This is a genomic window from Streptomyces roseus (assembly GCF_001044425.1).
Taxonomy (GTDB): Bacteria; Actinomycetota; Actinomycetes; order Streptomycetales; family Streptomycetaceae; genus Streptomyces; species Streptomyces roseus.
This window is the reverse complement of sequence record NZ_LFML01000085.1, coordinates 1-16976: the sequence shown is the minus strand read 5'-3', so window position 1 is coordinate 16976 and position 16976 is coordinate 1. Positions and strand designations below refer to the sequence as shown.

General features: G+C 72.9%; 18 protein-coding genes. 15 read left to right on the top strand and 3 right to left on the bottom strand.

From position 1 onward, the window contains the following. Positions 1 to 96 precede the first annotated feature (96 nt). The 3 genes from ACS04_RS21300 (at position 97) to ACS04_RS21290 (ending at position 2131) form a co-directional block, all read left to right on the top strand. The gene (locus ACS04_RS21300) at positions 97 to 1074 is read left to right on the top strand and encodes a helix-turn-helix domain-containing protein (RefSeq protein WP_048478398.1); all 978 of its coding nucleotides are present in this window, start codon (positions 97 to 99) and stop codon (positions 1072 to 1074) included. 54 nt (positions 1075 to 1128) lie between these two features. Next, positions 1129 to 1611, top strand: coding sequence for a DUF456 domain-containing protein (locus tag ACS04_RS21295; protein ID WP_048478289.1), 483 nt, complete (start codon positions 1129 to 1131; stop codon positions 1609 to 1611). Between the two features lie 139 nt (positions 1612 to 1750). Continuing rightward, positions 1751 to 2131 (top strand): PPOX class F420-dependent oxidoreductase, encoded by a 381-nt coding sequence (locus tag ACS04_RS21290; RefSeq protein WP_048478288.1) that lies wholly within the window; start codon positions 1751 to 1753, stop codon positions 2129 to 2131. Between the two features lie 95 nt (positions 2132 to 2226). On the opposite strand, the gene rsgA is transcribed toward ACS04_RS21290, so the two are convergent. Then, entirely contained in the window at positions 2227 to 3348 is a 1122-nt protein-coding gene (gene rsgA / locus ACS04_RS21285; RefSeq protein WP_048478287.1) for a ribosome small subunit-dependent GTPase A, read from the bottom strand. 407 nt (positions 3349 to 3755) lie between these two features. Between rsgA and ACS04_RS21280 the strand changes: the two genes are divergently transcribed. Beyond that, on the top strand, positions 3756 to 4169 hold the full coding sequence (locus tag ACS04_RS21280) for a VOC family protein (RefSeq protein WP_048478286.1): 414 nt from the start codon (positions 3756 to 3758) through the stop codon (positions 4167 to 4169). On the opposite strand, the gene ACS04_RS21275 is transcribed toward ACS04_RS21280, so the two are convergent. Together ACS04_RS21275 and ACS04_RS21270 are read right to left on the bottom strand one after the other, a co-directional pair. Continuing rightward, positions 4112 to 4846, bottom strand: a complete 735-nt coding sequence (locus tag ACS04_RS21275; RefSeq protein ID WP_048478285.1) for a helix-turn-helix transcriptional regulator — start codon at positions 4844 to 4846, stop codon at positions 4112 to 4114. The two genes, ACS04_RS21280 and ACS04_RS21275, sit on opposite strands and share 58 nt — an antisense overlap. A gap of 44 nt (positions 4847 to 4890) precedes the next feature. Next, the gene (locus ACS04_RS21270; RefSeq protein WP_048478284.1) at positions 4891 to 6024 is read right to left on the bottom strand and encodes a YihY/virulence factor BrkB family protein; all 1134 of its coding nucleotides are present in this window, start codon (positions 6022 to 6024) and stop codon (positions 4891 to 4893) included. A gap of 17 nt (positions 6025 to 6041) precedes the next feature. Between ACS04_RS21270 and ACS04_RS21265 the strand changes: the two genes are divergently transcribed. The 11 genes from ACS04_RS21265 to ACS04_RS21220 all read left to right on the top strand — a co-directional run bounded on the left by ACS04_RS21265 (position 6042) and on the right by ACS04_RS21220 (position 16610). Then, a complete protein-coding gene (locus tag ACS04_RS21265; RefSeq protein ID WP_048478283.1) occupies positions 6042 to 7700 on the top strand; it encodes an acyl-CoA dehydrogenase family protein in 1659 nt (552 codons plus the stop codon). 346 nt (positions 7701 to 8046) lie between these two features. Continuing rightward, positions 8047 to 9312 carry a GAF domain-containing protein gene (locus ACS04_RS21260; RefSeq protein ID WP_048478397.1) on the top strand — a complete coding sequence of 422 codons (1266 nt, stop codon included), beginning with the start codon at positions 8047 to 8049 and terminating at the stop codon, positions 9310 to 9312. A gap of 5 nt (positions 9313 to 9317) precedes the next feature. Continuing rightward, positions 9318 to 9881 (top strand): GNAT family N-acetyltransferase, encoded by a 564-nt coding sequence (locus ACS04_RS21255; protein WP_048478282.1) that lies wholly within the window; start codon positions 9318 to 9320, stop codon positions 9879 to 9881. Positions 9882 to 9991: 110 nt separating this feature from the next. Further along, positions 9992 to 10699, top strand: a complete 708-nt coding sequence (locus tag ACS04_RS21250) for a hypothetical protein (protein ID WP_048478281.1) — start codon at positions 9992 to 9994, stop codon at positions 10697 to 10699. A gap of 140 nt (positions 10700 to 10839) precedes the next feature. Further along, positions 10840 to 10923 carry a putative leader peptide gene (locus ACS04_RS40460; RefSeq protein ID WP_351782709.1) on the top strand — a complete coding sequence of 28 codons (84 nt, stop codon included), beginning with the start codon at positions 10840 to 10842 and terminating at the stop codon, positions 10921 to 10923. Positions 10924 to 11152: 229 nt separating this feature from the next. Next, on the top strand, positions 11153 to 12862 hold the full coding sequence (locus tag ACS04_RS21245; protein ID WP_048478280.1) for a nitrite/sulfite reductase: 1710 nt from the start codon (positions 11153 to 11155) through the stop codon (positions 12860 to 12862). Then, complete coding sequence (locus ACS04_RS21240; protein ID WP_048478279.1) at positions 12859 to 13038, top strand: hypothetical protein; 180 nt, start codon at positions 12859 to 12861, stop codon at positions 13036 to 13038. The genes ACS04_RS21245 and ACS04_RS21240 overlap by 4 nt, the downstream gene beginning before the upstream one ends. After that, positions 13035 to 13733 (top strand): phosphoadenylyl-sulfate reductase, encoded by a 699-nt coding sequence (locus ACS04_RS21235; RefSeq protein WP_048478278.1) that lies wholly within the window; start codon positions 13035 to 13037, stop codon positions 13731 to 13733. Before ACS04_RS21240 ends, ACS04_RS21235 begins: the two co-directional genes overlap by 4 nt. A 44-nt stretch (positions 13734 to 13777) precedes the next feature. Next, entirely contained in the window at positions 13778 to 14323 is a 546-nt protein-coding gene (gene cysC / locus ACS04_RS21230) for an adenylyl-sulfate kinase (RefSeq protein ID WP_048478396.1), read from the top strand. Further along, the gene (gene cysD / locus ACS04_RS21225; protein ID WP_048478277.1) at positions 14320 to 15258 is read left to right on the top strand and encodes a sulfate adenylyltransferase subunit CysD; all 939 of its coding nucleotides are present in this window, start codon (positions 14320 to 14322) and stop codon (positions 15256 to 15258) included. Before cysC ends, cysD begins: the two co-directional genes overlap by 4 nt. Before the next feature lie 2 nt (positions 15259 to 15260). Continuing rightward, complete coding sequence (locus ACS04_RS21220; RefSeq protein ID WP_048478276.1) at positions 15261 to 16610, top strand: sulfate adenylyltransferase subunit 1; 1350 nt, start codon at positions 15261 to 15263, stop codon at positions 16608 to 16610. Positions 16611 to 16976 lie beyond the last annotated feature (366 nt).

Here is a 16976-nt window from a genome sequence, read left to right as displayed (position 1 = left end):
GGCAGAGAGGCGGGGGGTGCGGCGATGATGTCCGCGGCGGGTTTGCGCCGTGGCCGCTTCCCGCCACGAACGGTGTGGAGAGGGTGGGTGGACCGCTTGCTGAATGCCATAGGCCTGGACGAGGGCCAGGAGTCGGCGTACCGCGTCCTGGTGGCGCTGGGGGCGGCGGAGGTGCCCGACCTCGCGCACCGGCTGACGCTGCCGGTACCGCAGACCGAGCGGGCGCTGCGGCATCTGGAGCGGCACGGGCTGGCGGCGCAGTCCTCCACCCGGCCCGGGCGCTGGGTGGCGGCCCCGCCGGGGGTGGCGCTGGGGGCGCTGCTGACGCAGCAGCGGCACGAGCTGGAACAGGCGGAGCTGGCGGCGGCCCTGCTGGCGCAGGAGTACCGGGCGGAGGCCGCCGAGCCGGCGGTGCACGACCTGGTGGAGGTGGTGACGGGCGCGAGCGCGGTGGCGCACCGCTTCCACCAGCTCCAGCTGGGCGCGGCGGAGGAGGTGTGCGCGCTGGTCAGCGGCCGGCCGCAGGTCGTCACGGGGATGGAGAACGAGGCCGAGGAGCGGGCCGCCGTACGGGGCGTGGCGTACCGGGTGGTGATCGAACGGGAGGTACTGGCCCTGCCGACCGGCATCCGGGAGGCCTCGACCGCGCTCGCGCGGGGCGAGCAGGTCCGGGTGACGGGCGAGGTCCCGACGAAGTTGGTGATCGCGGACCGGTCCCTGGCGATGGTCCCGCTGACGGCGCGCGGGGCGGAGCCGGCGGCGCTGGTGGTGCACGCGTCGGGGCTGCTGGAGTCCCTGATGGGGCTCTTCGAGGCGGTGTGGCGGGAGGCGCTGCCGCTGCGGCTCGGGGCGACGGGCGCGGCGGAGGAGTCGGGGGGCGTACCGGACACCACGGACCTGGAGATCCTGACGCTGCTGCTGGCCGGGATGACGGACGCGAGCGTGGCCAAGCACCTGGAGCTGGGGCTGCGGACGGTGCAGCGGCGGGTCAAGGGACTGATGGAGCTGTCCGGGGTCACGACGCGGCTCCAGCTGGGCTGGCACGCGTACGAGAGGGGCTGGGTGGCCCGGTAGGGGGGGCCGGGCGGCTGGGTGGCCCGATGGGCCACGGTCGGTCAGGCTGAGCCCATGGATCTGCCTCAGCTGCTCCTGGTGGGGCTGGTGCTCCTACTCGGGGTGCTCGGGGTGCTGGTCCCGGGTGTTCCGGGGACCTGGCTGGTCTGGGCGGGGGTCATGTGGTGGGCGCTGCACGAGCGGTCGGCCTTGGCCTGGTCGCTGCTGGTCGCGACGACGGCACTGCTGCTGGTGGTCCAGGTGGTCGAGTGGCAGTTGCCGCCGCGAAGGCTGCGCGGGGTGGGGGTCAGCCGCCGGATGGCCGTGTACGCGGGCGCGGGCGCGCTGCTCGGCTTCGTGGTGATCCCGGTGCTGGGGGCCGTCCCGGGGTTCGTGGGCGGCATCTACCTGTGCGAACGGCTGCGCCTGGGCACGCACGGCGAAGCCTGGGCCTCGGTACGGGCGGTGATGCGGGCGGTGGGCACGAGCGTGCTGGTGGAACTGCTCGCGTGCCTGATGGTGGTGGGCGCGTGGCTCGGCGCGGTGGTGGCGGGCTGACGCCGGCAGCAGCGGGCCGGCGGCGGGCAACCGCCGGTCGTCCGGGCTTGGGCCGTCCTTTCGGCTGAGGCCGTGGGTCTACGCCTGCTCGGCCGATGGCCCGATGCGGGGGGTGCGGGGCGCTGCGAGGCTGGGTTCCATGACGGAGTTCGAGGGTTTCAGCGCGGCACAGCTGGCGTACTTGCGGTCGCAGCGGCTGGGTCGGCTGGCGACGGTGGACGCGACCGGGCAGCCGCAGGCCAACCCCGTGGGCTTCTTCCCCCAGGAGGACGGAACTGTTCTGGTGGGCGGCATGGCCATGGGGTCGACGAAGAAGTGGCGCAACCTGGAGAAGAACCCGCGGCTCGCGCTCGTGGTGGACGATCTGGCGAGCACCCGGCCCTGGAAGGTCCGCGGCGTCGAGATCCGCGGCCGGGCCACGCTGGAGGTGGGCCCGCACGCGCTGGGCCCGCATTTCAGCCCGGAGGTGATCCGCATCCACCCGGAACGGGTGTTCGCGTGGGGCCTGGACGAGGCCTGACCCCGGAGGGTGCCCGCGAAGCGGCGCCGGCCGCCCGCGGGGCGGTCCCGGGCGTCTGCCCTCCTCGGGGAGGGGGCAGGCGCCCGGGGCGGGACTCAGTGGCGGCCGGTGCGCTTGGCCGCGTAATTGGCCCGGCCCTCCGCCGCCTTGATGCGCCAGTTCCGGCGGATCTCGTTGCGGAGCCGGGCGTCGGTCTTGGCGACGATCCGCTGGTTCTCGCGGAGCAGCTTGCGGTAGCTCTCCAGGCGCCGCTCCGGCAGTTCGCCGCCGTCGACCGCCGCGAGCACCGCGCACCCCGGCTCGGCCTCGTGCGCGCAGTCGTGGAAGCGGCAGTCGGCCGCGTACTCCTCGATCTCCGAGAAGACCTGGCCGACCCCGGTCCCGGCGTCCCACAGGCCGACGCCCCGCAGTCCGGGCGTGTCGATGAGGACGCCCCCGCCGGGCAGTGCCAGCAGGTTGCGGGTGGTCGTCGTGTGCCGGCCCTTGCCGTCCGCGTCGCGGGTGGCCTGGACCGCCATGACGTCGGAGCCGAGGAGCGCGTTCGCCAGCGTGGACTTGCCCGCGCCCGAGATGCCGAGCAGCACGCTCGTACCACCGGCGACGACCGCCGCCAGTACGTCCGTGCCCTCCCCGGTGTGGGAGGAGACGGTGAGGACGTCGACACCGGGCGCCGCGGTCTCCACGTCCTGGACCAGGTGCGCGAGCGTCACCGGGTCCGGTACGAGGTCGGCCTTGGTCAGGACGACCAGCGGCTGCGCCCCGGACTCCCAGGCCAGGGCCAGGAACCGCTCGATGCGGCCGAGGTCCAGCTCGACGGCCAGGGAGACCGCGATGACCGCGTGGTCCACGTTGGCGGCGAGGATCTGCCCCTCGGACCGCTTCGAGGAGGTGGAGCGCACGAAGGCGGTCCGGCGCGGCAGGTACGCCTTGACGTACCGGGGGCTGCCGGCCGCCTCGACGACGGCCCAGTCACCGGTGCAGATGACGCGGAGCGGGTCGTGCGGGGTGACGAAGGCGGTGTCGGCGTGGACGATGCCGTCCGCCGTCATGACGTCGCACTGGCCGCGGTCCACGCGCACGACGCGGCCGGGCACCAGTTCCCGGCCGGTGTACGGGGCGTACTCGGCCTCCCACGCCTCGTCCCAGCCGAAGGGGGCGAGGCCTTCCGCGTACGCGGAAGAGGAGGAGGAAGACGGGTGGGAAGAAGAGAAAGACAAGGGAAACCCTTCACAGGGTGGCCCCGGCAGCGCGCGCCGAGCGGCGCGCGAAGAGGTGTGAGGTCAGCCGGAGACCACGGAAGTGACATTGACGGTCTTCTGGATGCGGGCAGCGCCCTGCGCAACGACAGTCATCAATGAACTCACCTCCGGGTCATGCACGTACCGGACCGTTCCGCGCCGATCGGCGGGAACGGGATCACCGTAGCAAGCGGGCTCCGGCGCCCGCCAACTCTTTTTCCGGCCTCTTCTTCCGGCTGTTCCCGGCTCCTTTCGCGACTCCTTCCGCGGCTCTTCCGCGGCTCCTGTCGCGGCTCCTGTCGCGGCTTCCGCATCCGGCGGCCTCGGCCGGGGGCATGTCCGATTCGTTCAAGACCCGGGGGCCTGCCCGCTCCTAGCCTGGCCGCATGACTTCCCGAACGACTTCCCGAACGACTCCCCGGCTCGACATGATCGGCCTCGTCGTCTCCGACATGGCCGCCTCGCTCGCCTTCTACCGCCGCCTCGGCCTGGACGTCCCGGCCGGTGCGCAGGAGCAGCCGCACGTGGAGGCCGTCCTCCCCGGCGGGCTCCGGATCGGCTTCGACACCGAGGAGGTGGTCCGCTCCTTCGATCCGTCCTGGACCCCGCCCACCGGGGGCGGCCGGCGGGAGCTCGCATTCCTGTGCGGGTCCCCCGCCGAGGTGGACGCGCTGTACGCGGCGCTGACGGACGCCGGGTACGAGGGCCATCTGGAGCCCTGGAACGCCGTCTGGGGGCAGCGCTACGCCGCCGTGCTCGACCCGGACGGCTGCGCGGTGTCCCTGTTCGCCGCCGCGTAGGCCCCCGGCGTGGTCCCGGTCAGGGCCCGGACCTCGCGGGCGAAGTGGGCCTGGTCGGCGTAGCCGGCCCGGTGGGCCACCTCGGCCTGCGGCAGCCCCCGCCGGGCCAGTTCCAGGGCCCGCTGGAGCCGCAGCACGCGCCCGAGCGTGCGGGGGCCGTAGCCGAAGGCGTCGAGGGAGCGCCGGTGGAGCTGGCGGGGCCCGAGGCCGACCACCGCCGCCACGGCGGCGACGGACTCCCCGGCGCGGAGCCCCGCGGCCACGCGCGAGGCCAGGGGGTCGGGGGGAGCGCTCCGCGCCGCGCGGCTGCGGGCCAGCCGCTCCAGCCCCGCGCCGGGGTCCTCGTACGCGCTCATCCGCTCGGCGAGGGCGCGCACCTGCGGATCGGGCCAGAGGTCGGCGAGCTCGACCCGGCGGTCGCGCAGCTCGTGCGCCGGTACGCCGAGCAGCGCGGGCGCCGTCCCCGGGGCGAACCTCAGCCCCGATACCGCGCCGCGGGCACCGCCCGGCACCTCCCCGGCGGGGTGCGGCCCGGTGTCGGGTCCGGCCACCAGCAGCCGCCCGCCCACCCACAGCAGGTCCATGCAGCCGTCGGGCAGCACCGGGCCGCCCGGGGCTCCGGTGTGCCGCCAGACGATCGCGCCGGGCACCAGCGGGGACGGCCGCTCCTCGTACACAGCCGCCACGCTACGCCCCGGCCCGCGTTCCGCGCCGGTAGAGGTCAGTGCTTGCGCAGCCGGGCCGAGTAGTCCTCCGGCGGCAGGAACTTCGACCAGCGCTCCGGGAACTCGGAGGGCATCGCGCCGTCCCCCTCCTCGTCGTCCTCCGACTCGCCCTCGGCCAGGGCCCGCCAGGCGGCGGCGCGCGCGATCAGCTGGGCGGCCTCCGCCTCGCGGGCCCGTTCGTTCGCCTCGCGGGCGGCCGCGGTGGCCACGGACGGCCAGACGCGGTCGATGGCGGCGTTCACGGCCGCGCCGACGAGCACGGCGAAGGCCGACACGCCGATCCACAGCAGGACGGCCACGGGGGCGGCCAGCGAACCGTAGATGGTCGGGCCCTCGACGGTGTTCGTCAGGTAGATCCGCAGCAGGAACGAGCCCAGCACCCACATGGCGAGCGCCACGAGGGCGCCGGGGACGTCCTCGATCCACGGGGAGCGCACGGGTACGGACACGTGGTAGAGCGTGGTCAGGAAGGCGATGGACAGCAGGGTGACGATCGGCCAGTACAGGACGGCGATCACCTCGGTGCTCCAGGGCACCCAGCGGACGACCGCGTCGGGCCCGGCCACCATCAGCGGCAGCACGACGGCGCCGATCACCAGGGCGACCACGTACAGCAGGAAGGCGAGCAGCCGGGTCTTGACGATGCCGCGCTGGCCGTCGAGCCCGTACATCACGGTGATGGTGTCGATGAAGACGTTCACGGCGCGCGAGCCCGACCAGAGGGCGAAGGCGAAACCGAGGGAGATCAGGTCCGGGCGGCCGGCCTGGGTGACGTCGTCGAGCATCGGTTTCGCGATGTCGTTGACGCCCCGGTCGGAGAGGACGGTGCCGACCGCGCCCAGGATGTTCTCCTCGATGGAGGCCACGAAAGTGCCGCCCGTCCAGCCGTCGACGTAGCCCAGGAGGCCCAGGAGGCCCAGGAACAGCGGCGGCAGCGAGAGCAGCGTGAAGAACGCCGCCTCGGCCGCCAGGCCGAGGATCCGGTACTCGATGCACGAATTGACGGTGTCCTTCAGCAGCAGCCACGCCATCTTGCGCTTGGAGACGTTGCGGTAGAGGGCGCGGGCCCGGTGGAGTCGCCCGGGGACCCGCTCGTGGACCCGCTCGGGTGTTTCTTTTGCTGGCTGCACGTCCTTACGGTATCCGCATGGCAGCCACCACCCACACAGTCACCAACCAGGCCCCTCCCCTGGCGGGCTACGACGTCTACGGCACCGACCGGGCACTGCGGGAGGGCGTGGAGCGGCACCTCGCGGACGCGGAGCCCGAACTCCTCGGCGAAGTACGGGAGGAGCTGCACGAACTCGGGCGTGCCGCGGGTTCGGCGCAGGCCCTGCGGTGGGGTGCGTCGGCGAACGAGAACCCGCCGGAACTGCGCACGCACGACCGCTACGGCAACCGGATCGACGAGGTGGAGTTCCACCCGGCCTGGCACCGGCTGCTGGGGCACGCGGTGGGGGCGGGGCTGACCGACGCGTGGGGGCGCCCGGCCGGGCATCTGCGCCGGGCGGCCGGGTTCCTCGTGTGGTCGCAGGCGGAGGCGGGGCACGGCTGTCCCGTGTCGATGACCCATGCGGCGGTACCGGCGCTGCGGACCGACCCGGAGCTGGCGGCGCAGTGGGAGCCGCGGCTGACCTCGCACGTGTACGAGCAGGGCCTGCGGCCGGCGGCGCAGAAGGCGGGGGTGCTGTTCGGCATGGGGATGACGGAGAAGCAGGGCGGCAGCGACGTACGGGCGAACACGACGGAGGCGAAGCCGCTGGACGCGGCGGGCGAGTACCTGCTGAGGGGGCACAAGTGGTTCTGCTCGGCGCCGATGTCGGACGCCTTCCTGGTACTGGCGCAGGCGCCCTCGTCGTCCGCGGGGGGCGGGCTGACCTGTTTCCTGGTGCCCCGGGTGCTGCCGGACGGCACGCGCAACGTGTTCGCGATCCAGCGGCTGAAGGACAAGCTGGGCAACCGGTCGAACGCCTCGGCCGAGGTGGAGTTCGACGGGACGTGGGCGCGGCGGGTCGGCGAGGAGGGACGGGGGGTGCGGACCATCATCGGGATGGTCGCGGCGACCCGGCTGGACTGCGTGCTGGGCGCGGCGGCGCAGATGCGGCAGGCGCTCACACAGGCCGTGCACCATGCGGAGCACCGCTCTGTTTTCGGAGCACGGCTCATCGAGCAGCCTCTGATGCGCAACGTGCTGGCGGACCTCGCACTGGAGTCGGAGGCGGCCACGGTACTGGGCCTGCGTCTGGCGGCCGCGTACGACGCCGGGACGGAGCAGGAGCGGGCCTTCCTGCGCATCGCGGTGCCCGCCGCGAAGTACTGGGTGACCAAGCGGTGTACGCCGATGGTGGCGGAGGCCCTGGAATGTCTGGGCGGCAACGGCTACGTCGAGGAGTCCGGGCTGCCGAGGCTGCTGCGCGAGTCCCCGCTGAACTCGATCTGGGAGGGTTCGGGCAACGTCCAGGCCCTGGACGTGCTGCGGGCGCTGCGGCGGGAGCCGATGGCGCTGAACGCGTTCCTCCAGGAGGTGGGTCGGGCGCGCGGCGCCGACCACCGGCTGGATTCGGCCATCAAGGGGCTGCTGACGGAGCTCGCGGACCTGGAGGGCGTCGAGGCGCGGGCCCGGCGGGTGGTGGAGCGCATCGCCCTGGTGCTGCAGGGCTCGCTGCTGGTGCGCTGGGCTCCGCCGGAGGTGGCGGACGCGTTCTGCGCCTCGCGCCTGGGGGGTGACTGGGGCGCGGCCTTCGGCACGCTGCCGCACACCCTGCATCTGGGGGCGCTGGTCGAACGGGCGCGGATCGCGGGCTAGGTTCAGGTACCTGTCCCCAAACAGGTCCGAGCCGGATCCGGGCCCGCCGACCGAGAACAGGGGTGGCGCCGCGCCGACTCGGCACCACCCCTGATCCGAAAGCCCCGAGGAGGAGCTGTCACGCCGCGAGGCGACGTCCGGACAGTTTCGGTCGGGCTCCCGGCACTTGGCGAGAGTTGCATACCGTTGCAACCCTCTGAGTCCTGTGAACTCTCAGCGCTTCTCTGCATTTCTGCGTTCTCTGCGTTTCTGCGTTTCTCTGCGTTCTCTGCGTTTCGTTCCGCACGGGGAGGTTCCGGTGGCCTACACCGCAGGCAGCACGGTCGATGTGGCACGCATCTCGGCCATGGACGCGCGGGAGGCCGCGCGTCTGCTCAAGGGCGTACGGGCGGCCGCGCTGGCCGGGGACCGGCCGCCGGCGGAGCCCCGTCCGGAGATCGCCGAGTCCTGGCGCCGGATGCTGGCCGGCGGGGTGCACCCGGACCGGGACGCGCGCTCGCGGATGCTGTCGGCGGCCGAGACGGAGGAGCGGCGGCAGGTCTCGCCGCTGCGGGAGATCCTGCCGGTGCTCCGCGAGGGGCTGCTGCCGGCGCTGGACGCGGCGCTGCACATCATGGTCGTCGCCGACGCGGAGGGCCGGCTGCTGTGGCGGGAGGGGGCCTCCTCGATCCTGCGCAAGGCGGACCGGCTGGGCTTCGCGGTGGGCGCCGACTGGGACGAGTCGGTGGTCGGCACGAACGGGGTGGGCACGGCGCTGGTGGCCCGCCAGCCGGTCCAGGTGTTCTCGGCGGAGCACTTCGTCTCCAGCCACCACGACTGGACCTGCGCGGGAGCGCCGGTGCGGGACCCGCGGGACGGGCGGCTGCTGGGCGTGGTGGACGTCAGCGGGCCACTGGCCACCATGCACCCGGCCACGCTGGCGTGGGTGAGCTCGGTGGCCCGCCTCGCCGAGCGGGAGCTGCGGATCCGGCACCTGGAGTCGCTGGAGCGGCTGCGGGCGGTCGCGTCGCCCCTGCTGGCCCGGCTGCCGGGGAGGGCCCTCGCGGTGGATCCGCAGGGATGGACGGCGGCGGTCACGGGACTGGCCCCGACCGAGCGGATCGCGCTGCCGAAGGGGTTCGGGCCCGGCCGGGTGTGGGTGGCCCAGCTCGGGGACTGCGTGGTCGAGCCGCTGCCGGGCGGCTGGCTGCTGCGCGTCGCGGAGGTGCCGGGCACGGCCGCGGCGGCGAGCCGGGTGGTGCTGGACCTGAGCCGGCCGGGCGCGTTGTCGGCGACCGTGTACGGGGCGGCCGGGAGCTGGTCGCAGGAGCTGAGTCCGCGCCGCGCGGAGCTGCTGTTCCTGCTGGCGGAGAGCCCGCGGGGGCGGTCGGCGGCGGAGCTGGCGGCGGAGCTGTTCGGGGATGCGACGCGGACGGTGACGGTGCGGGCGGAGCTGTCCCGGGTCCGCAGGCACCTGGGCGGGGTGCTCACGCACCGCCCGTACCGCTTCGCGGACGACGTCGAGGTGGAGCTGATCCGTCCCGGGGACCCGGCGGCGCTGCTGCCGCACTCCACGGCGCCGGCGGTGATCAGGGCCCGGCTGGGCCGGGCGGGGGCCGGCGTGATTCCCTGACCTGCATGAGCACCATCACACTCACCACGTGGTCCCTGGAAATGGCCTCGCCGCAGGATCTGGTCCGGGCGGCCGTCCCAGGCCCTGAGATCACCGTCCGGCGGGCGGAAGTCCCCTCGCCGGAGTTCAGCCGCTTCCTCTACGCCTCGGTGGGCGGCGACATCCACTGGACGGACCGCCTGTCACTGACCCGGGCGCAGTGGGTGGAGCAGCTGGGGCGCCCCGGCGTGGAGACGTGGGTGGCGTACGAGCGCGGCACACCGGCGGGGTACGTGGAGCTCGACCCGCAGGCCGACGGCGTGGTGGAGATCATGTACTTCGGGCTGCTCCCGGACTTCCGGGGGCGCCGCATCGGGGGCCACCTGCTGACGCTGGGCGTCGAGGCGGCCTGGTCCCTGGCGGAGCGCTGGCCGGGGCGCGAGGCGACGACGCGGGTCTGGCTCCACACGTGCAGCCAGGACGGCCCGACGGCGATGGACAACTACCTCCGCCGCGGCTTCAAGCTCTTCAAGACGGAGACGGAGCAGAAGGAAAGCACCCCGACCCCGGGTCCCTGGCCGGGCGCGTAGGGCCCCCGCGCCGGGCCCCGTCCGGGTTCCGCGACAGGAGGCGGCGTGGCTGCGGGCCCGCGTCGGCGGGACGCGGGCATGCTGGACTCCCGTCGAGGCAGGCGAGGCGCATGAGCAGCACACTCCCACCGGAACCGCCGGACCGTCCCGGGCGGAGCGGCCCGGACGACACGGACGGCCCGGAAGACGCGAGCGGCCCGGACGGCCGCGAGGACGCCAGGGGCCGGTCCGCCTCCTCCCGCGGCCGTCTCGCCCGCTGGAGGTCCGGCTCCTACCGCTGGCAGACCCTCCTCGCGGCCCTGGTCGCGGCCGCGGCCGGCATCGTGGTCGCCCTGGTGTCCCGGAACCCGCCGCCCCCGCCCGTGCCGACCCCCACTCGGCTCTCCGAGCCCGTGGTCGTCACCCGGACCACCCGGCAGGACGCCGATCCCGCCTACCCTCCGGCCGGCGTCGCCGTGACCTTCGACGGCACGGTCCAGGGGCTGGGCCCCGACTCGGGAGTGTTCGCGATGGTGCAACGAGGCGACGAGAAGTCGAACTGGCCGGTCGCCTTCGCCGTCGTCGACCGGCGCAGCGGAACGTGGCAGGCGGTCGTGCACGTCCCGAAGCCGCGGCTCCCGCTGAAGTACTGGGCCGGGGTGATGCCGTTTTCCCCCAGGCCGAACGCCACCCCCGGCACTTCACCGTGGCCGGTCGCTCCCCCGGCCACGGAACCGGCGGCCCCGGCCCTCGACAGGCTTCGCCGGGAAGGGCCCGAGGCCGAAGGAATCACGGGACTGACGCCCTTGCGCCCCGTCGCTCCGCCCGGGAGCGAGTAGCGTGGAGTAACCCCTTCCGGCTGGATCCGGCGTCCCCTCACCACGTGACCGGCATCACGACGTCTCGGAATACGGGACTACATCGTCCGGATTGTGGACAGTAGTGGACTCCTCCAATCGGCACATGACACGCTTCCGCCATGAATGGAGCTGGAATTGCCTTGGTGAGTCGGCGGCACGTCGACCTCGGCCGCATGTCCAGTGCCATCTGTTCGGCGCGCTGACGGAACCAGCCACCGCCGCGCAGCCCCGGCACCGCGCCCCGCACACCGTCGTAGCGCAGGCGCAGCCGCTCGCAGTCCCCTGAAGGCAGAACACCGCCCCGACCACCGGCACAACCGGGAAATCGGGCGGCGATCGGCCGCACCTGCTCAGCGGCAGGGCTGATGACAGGGGCACTCGCCGCCCCTCCCCCCGCCCTTGCAACGAGCCGCCGAAGAAGGACGTACCGCCATGGCCGCCACCCCCGAAACGACCGCAGCCGCAGCTCCCGCAGCCGCCGCGCGCCGCAAGACCGGCCGCCACCGCGGTGAGGGCCAGTGGGCCGTGGGACACCACACCCCCCTCAACGGCAACGAGCAGTTCAAGAAGGACGACGACGGTCTCAACGTGCGGACACGCATTGAGACGATCTACTCCAAGGCGGGTTTCGACTCGATCGACCCCAACGACCTCCGGGGCCGGATGCGCTGGTGGGGGCTCTACACCCAGCGCAAGGAGGGCCTCGACGGCACCAAGACCGGTGTCCTGGAACCCGAGGAGCTGGACGCGGAGTTCTTCATGCTCCGGGTCCGCATCGACGGCGGCCGCCTGACGACCGAGCAGCTGCGCGTCATCGGCGAGATCTCGCAGGAGTTCGCGCGCGGCACCGCCGACATCACGGACCGCCAGAACGTCCAGTACCACTGGATCCGGATCGAGGACGTCCCGGAGATCTGGCGCCGCCTGGAGGCCGTCGGCCTCTCCACCACCGAGGCCTGCGGTGACACGCCCCGCGTCATCCTCGGCTCCCCGGTCGCCGGCATCGCCGAGGACGAGATCATCGACGGCACCCCCGCCATCGACGAGATCTACCGCCGCATCGTGGGCAACCCGGACTTCTCCAACCTGCCCCGCAAGTTCAAGTCCGCGATCTCCGGCTCGCCGCTGCTCGACGTGGCGCACGAGATCAACGACATCGCGTTCGTCGGCGTGGAGCACCCGGAGCACGGCCCCGGCTTCGACGTCTGGGTCGGCGGCGGGCTCTCCACCAACCCCAAGCTGGGCGTCCGCCTGGGCGCCTGGGTCTCCCTCGACGAGGTCCCGGACGTCTACGAGGGCGTCATCTCGATCTTCCGCGACTACGGCTACCGCCGCCTGCGCACCCGCGCCCGGCTGAAGTTCCTCGTCGCCGACTGGGGCCCGGCCAAGTTCCGCCAGGTCCTGGAGGACGAGTACCTCAAGCGGCGGCTGACCGACGGCCCCGCCCCCGCGCAGCCGGCCGGGCAGTGGCGCGACCACGTGGGCGTCCACCGGCAGCGGGACGGCCGTTTCTACGTCGGCTTCGCCCCCCGCGTCGGCCGGGTGGACGGCGCCACGCTCACCAAGATCGCCGACATCGCCGAGTCGCACGGTTCGGGCCGGGTCCGTACCACCGCCGAGCAGAAGATGATCGTCCTGGACGTCGAGGAGGCCCAGGTCGACGCGCTCGTCTCCGCCCTGGAATCCCTGGACCTGCGGGTCAGCCCCTCGCCCTTCCGCCGCGGCACCATGGCCTGCACGGGCATCGAGTTCTGCAAGCTGGCGATCGTCGAGACCAAGGCGCGCGGCGCGGCGCTCATCGACGAACTGGAGCGCCGCATCCCCGCGTTCGACGAGCCGCTCACCATCAACATCAACGGCTGCCCCAACGCCTGCGCCCGCATCCAGGTCGCGGACATCGGTCTCAAGGGCCAGCTGGTCCTGGACGACGACGGCAACCGCGTCGAGGGTTACCAGGTGCACCTGGGCGGCGCGCTCGGACTGGAGGCCGGGTTCGGCCGCAAGGTCCGCGGCCTGAAGGTCACCTCGGCCGAACTGCCCGACTACGTCGAGCGGGTGCTCACGCGCTTCCAGGAGCAGCGCGAGCCCGGCGAGCGCTTCGCCACCTGGGCGGCGCGGGCCTCCGAGGAGGCCCTGTCGTGAGCGAGCGCGCGGCTCCCTTCCACTGCCCCTACTGCGGCGACGAGGACCTGTTCCCGAACGAGACGGGTCACGGCGCCTGGGAGTGCAGGGCCTGCAACCGGGCCTTCCAGCTGAAGTACCTGGGGCTGCTGGCCCGGGGCGTCCGGTCCGATACCGCCGCGGGGGACGAGATATGACCACCACTCAAGACGTGAATCTCAAGGACCTCGCCGAGCGGGCCGGGCGCGATCTCGAGGACGCGTCGCCGCTGGAGATCCTGCGCTGGGCGGCCGACACCTTCGGCAGCAGGTTCTGCGTCACCTCCTCCATGGAGGACGCCGTCGTCGCCCACCTGGCCTCCCGCGCCTTCCCCGGCGTGGACGTGGTCTTCCTCGACACCGGCTACCACTTCGAGGAGACGATCGGCACCCGTGACGCGGTCGAGGCCGTGATGGACGTCAACGTCATCACCCTCACCCCGCGGCAGACGGTGGCCGAACAGGACGCGCAGTACGGCCCGAAGCTGCACGACCGCGACCCCGACCTGTGCTGTGCGCTGCGCAAGGTCAAGCCGCTGGAAGAGGGCCTGACCGCGTACGACGCATGGGCGACGGGCCTGCGCCGCGACGAGTCCCCCACCCGGGCGAACACCCCGGTGGTCGGCTGGGACGAGAAGCGGCGCAAGGTCAAGGTCTCCCCGATCGCCCGCTGGACCCAGGAGGACGTGGACACCTACGTCGCCGAGCACGGGGTCCTGACCAACCCGCTGCTGATGGACGGCTACGCCTCCGTCGGCTGCGCCCCCTGCACCCGCCGCGTGGCCCAGGGCGAGGACGCGCGGGCCGGCCGCTGGGCCGGCCGGGGCAAGACCGAGTGCGGACTGCACGGCTGATGACCGACCCCATTTATCTTATGAACGCGACGGAGAGCAAGCAGATGAGCGTGAGCGACCAGGGCGCCACCGTGTGGCTGACCGGGCTGCCGAGCGCGGGCAAGACCACCATCGCTTACGCGCTGGCCGAGCGCCTGCGCGCCGAGGGCCACCGCGTGGAGGTCCTCGACGGCGACGAGATCCGCGAGTTCCTCTCCGCCGGGCTGGGCTTCACCCGGGAGGACCGCCACACCAACGTGCAGCGGATCGGGTTCGTCGCCGAACTCCTCGCGAGCAACGGCGTCAAGGCGCTCGTGCCGGTGATCGCGCCGTTCGCGGACGGCCGCGAGGCCGTCCGCAAGCGGCACGCCGCCGAAGGCACCTCGTACCTGGAGGTCCACGTGGCCACGCCGGTCGAGGTGTGCTCCGAGCGGGACGTGAAGGGCCTGTACGCCAAGCAGGCGGCGGGCGAGATCTCCGGTCTGACCGGCGTCGACGACCCGTACGAGGCTCCGGATTCCCCGGACCTCCGCATCGAGTCGCACACGCAGACCGTGCAGGAGTCGGCTTCGGCCCTGCACGCGCTGCTCACCGAGAGGGGTCTGGCATGACGGCCACCGTCGCACACGTCCACGACGAGACGGACGCGCCGTACGCGCTGTCGCACCTCGACGCCCTCGAGTCGGAGGCCGTGCACATCTTCCGCGAGGTCGCGGGCGAGTTCGAGAAGCCGGTGATCCTCTTCTCGGGCGGCAAGGACTCCATCGTGATGCTGCACCTGGCGCTCAAGGCGTTCGCGCCGGCGCCGGTGCCGTTCACGCTGCTGCACGTGGACACCGGGCACAACTTCCCCGAGGTCCTCGACTACCGCGACCGCGCGGTGGCCAGGCACAACCTGCGCCTGCACGTGGCCTCCGTCCAGGAGTACATCGACGCCGGCAAGCTGCGCGAACGCCCCGACGGGGTCCGCAACCCGCTGCAGACCGTCCCCCTCACGGAGGCGATCCAGCAGCTCAGGTTCGACGCGGTCTTCGGCGGCGGGCGCCGCGACGAGGAGAAGGCCCGCGCCAAGGAGCGCGTCTTCTCCCTGCGCGACGAGTTCTCCCAGTGGGACCCGCGCCGCCAGCGCCCCGAGCTGTGGCAGCTGTACAACGGCCGCCACGCCCCCGGCGAGCACGTCCGCGTCTTCCCGCTCTCCAACTGGACCGAGCTGGACGTGTGGCAGTACATCGCCCGCGAGGAGATCGAGCTGCCGGAGATCTACTTCGCCCACGAGCGCGAGGTGTTCCAGCGCAGCGGCATGTGGCTGACGGCCGGCGAGTGGGGCGGCCCGAAGGACGGCGAGACGCCCGAGACGCGCCTCGTCCGCTACCGCACCGTCGGTGACATGTCCTGCACCGGTGCCGTCGACTCCGACGCCACCACGCTGGACGCCGTGATCACCGAGATCGCCGCCTCCCGGCTCACCGAGCGGGGCGCGACCCGCGCCGACGACAAGATGTCCGAGGCCGCGATGGAAGACCGCAAGCGCGAAGGGTACTTCTAGACATGACCTCCACCACCGATCAGGTCGCCAACTTGGCCGACCTCGCAGCGACCACGCTGCTGCGCTTCGCGACCGCCGGTTCCGTCGACGACGGCAAGTCCACCCTGGTCGGGCGCCTGCTGCACGACTCCAAGTCGGTCCTGACCGACCAGCTGGAAGCGGTCGAGCGGGTCTCCGCGAGCCGCGGACAGGACGCCCCGGACCTGGCGCTGCTCACCGACGGCCTGCGGGCCGAGCGCGAGCAGGGCATCACCATCGACGTGGCCTACCGCTACTTCGCCACCGCCCGGCGCCGGTTCATCCTCGCCGACACCCCCGGCCACGTGCAGTACACCCGGAACATGGTCACCGGCGCCTCCACCGCCGACCTGGCCGTGGTCCTGGTCGACGCCCGCAACGGCGTGATCGAGCAGACCCGCCGGCACGCCGCCGTCGCCGCCCTCCTGCGCGTCCCGCACGTCGTCCTCGCCGTCAACAAGATGGACCTCGTGGACTACCAGGAGTCGGTCTTCGCCAAGATCGCCGAGGAGTTCACCGCGTACGCCTCCGACCTGGGCGTCCCGGAGATCACCGCGATCCCGATCTCGGCGCTCGCCGGGGACAACGTGGTCGAGCCGTCCGCGCACATGGACTGGTACGGCGGCCCGACGGTGCTGGAACACCTGGAGACCGTCCCGGTCAGCCACGACCTCACCGCCTGCCCGGCCCGTTTCCCGGTGCAGTACGTGATCCGCCCGCAGACCGCCGAGCACCCCGACTACCGCGGCTACGCGGGCCAGATCGCCTCGGGCGTGCTGCGCGTCGGCGAGGCCGTCACCGTCCTGCCCTCGGGCCGTACCTCGGTGATCGCCGGGATCGACGCCCTCGGCGAGAGCGTGGACATCGCGTGGGCCCCGCAGTCGGTGACGGTCCGCCTCGCCGACGACATCGACATCTCGCGCGGCGACCTGATCGCACCGTCCGCGAACCCGCCCGCCACCACGCAGGACGTCATCGCGACCGTCTGCCACGTCGCGGACCAGCCCCTGGCGGTCGGCGCGCGGGTGCTGCTCAAGCACACCACGCGCACGGTCAAGGCCATCGTCAAGGAGATCCCCTCGCGGCTGACCCTGGACGACCTGTCCCAGCACCCGGAACCCGGGCAGCTGGTGGCCAACGACATCGGCCGCGTCGTCGTACGGACCGCCGAGCCCCTCGCGCTCGACGCCTACGCCGACTCCCGCCGTACCGGGTCCTTCCTGCTGATCGACCCGGCCGACGGCACCACCCTGGCGGCGGGCATGGCGGGCGAGTCCTTCGCCTCGCAGGCCCGGACGACCGTCCAGGCCGACGACGAGGGCTGGGACTTCTGACCATGCCTTCCGACATCTACTCCACGTTCGCCAAGGAAGGCGGCCGCGTGGGCAGTGGCCGCCTCGGCAGCGGCCAGGGCGGAGTGGCGCGATGTGCGCGATGACGCCGAGCCCCGACGAGCACCTCCTGCCCTTGCTCCGCAGACGAAGACCCGCGTCATGAGATGACGCTACGAGAGGAAGCCCTCCCGTGCCTGCCACCGGTACCACCTTCACCACCCTGCGCCGCGGCGTCGCCGCGGCTGCCGCCCTGCCCCTGCTGATCGGCGCACTCGCCTCCTGCGGTTACGGTTCCGAGGCGAAGAAGGACGACGCCAAGAAGGCGAACGTCGCGGCCGACGGCGCCAAGAAGCTGTCGGCGCCCGA